Origin of the sequence: Limnospira sp. PMC 1279.21 (assembly GCF_032349615.1) — a bacterium.
Classification (GTDB): Bacteria; Cyanobacteriota; Cyanobacteriia; order Cyanobacteriales; family Microcoleaceae; genus Limnospira; species Limnospira fusiformis.
The window spans coordinates 1-1,392 of the sequence record NZ_JARPLU010000390.1; the positions used below are offsets into that span (position 1 = coordinate 1).

Genomic DNA, 1,392 nt, shown 5'->3' on the forward strand with positions numbered 1-1,392 from the left:
AATCCCAATCACGGCTAGAATCGCAGATAGAAGCGATCGCATCTCAATCCCAATCACGGCTAGAATCGCAGATAGAAGCGATCGCATCTCAATCCCAATCACGGCTAGAATCGCAGATAGAAGCGATCGCATCTCAACTCCAGTCGATAACTGAAGCCGTGGCAGATACTACCATCGTGTCTTCTTCTGGTTTTTTGTATACCGAACTCGACAGATTATTGAAATCAGGCAACTGGAAAGCTGCCGACGAAGAAACGGCTAAGATGATGTTAGCGGTGGCGGGAAAAACCTCTAGGAGATATTTAGACGACGATGATATCAAAAACTTTCCCGGCGAGGATTTGCGAATCATCGATGGTCTTTGGGTCAAACACAGCAGGGGACGCTTTGGGTTTAGTGTCCAGAAGCAAATTTACATCAATTGTGGAGGATTGCCTGTAGGAAACTATCCAGGTGATACAGCGTGGTGTCAGTTTTGTGACGAGGTGGCATGGCGATATAATGGGGATTACGTGGTCTGGTCTGATTGCACGTTTTCCGCGACTGCTCCCCGCGGTCATCTCCCAAGTTATACCGGGCACTATAGTACTTTTACATCTCTTCTCTCGCGCACAGACTTGTTAACCTTTAACATATAAGCACTTCTAAGCACTTCAGGCAGTTGTCAAGTTCTTGTTTTCGGCAACTTTTTCACAGAAACATCGGCACCTCCCCCTATTCTATGCCTGGCACTCCACTCAAAGCGGTAGCCATTGGCTTTGACAAACTTTTAGGCCACTTCTGTAACCTCTGTACTTTCGCGTTTCCGGAATATTCCCAGGAAGTTTCATCTGTCCGGGAGATGTCTTTTTCCCACTGAGTGAAGAAACCCGGTTTCTATCAGGGTTATAGGTAAATACCGAAATATGTCCGTCGTAACCGAGTTTCTCAGTTCCTCTCGGTGGGTTATCATAGCATAAAGCCGGGTTTCCCTACACCCGGTTGTCGTGATTTATCAGGGTTGGGAATGATGACGAAATGTCCTGTTTGTGAAACCGAATATACAGAAAATGAGGTCGAAACCTGTTCCGTGTGTGGTTATGACCTGACCCCCTATCCCCCTATTGACGAGATACCGTCCGAGTTGTGGGAGAAGGAGAAAAAACGCATTGCCGTCGCCAAGCGGGTTTGGAAATCGTCTCAGTCTCAGGTAAAGTCCGCACAGTTGATGGTCTCTCACCTGCAGTCTTATTTATATGAGACGACCCGGAACATTTACGGTTTTACCCAATCCCAATCTCAACTTCCATCCCAGAGTCAAGCGATCGCATCTCAATCCCAATTGCTATCACGCCTAGAATCCCAGAGTCAAGCGATCGCATCTCAATCCCAATTGCTATCACGCCTAGAATC

Annotated in this window: 1 protein-coding gene and 1 pseudogene; both read left to right on the forward strand. The window is 47.1% G+C overall.

The features are described 5' to 3' along the window. A partial coding sequence (locus P5683_RS24840; protein ID WP_315642533.1) for a GUN4 domain-containing protein occupies positions 1-638 on the forward strand: 638 nt, incomplete at its 5' end. 368 nt (positions 639-1,006) lie between these two features. After that, a pseudogene (locus tag P5683_RS24845) lies at positions 1,007-1,392 on the forward strand (GUN4 domain-containing protein); the annotation flags it as partial.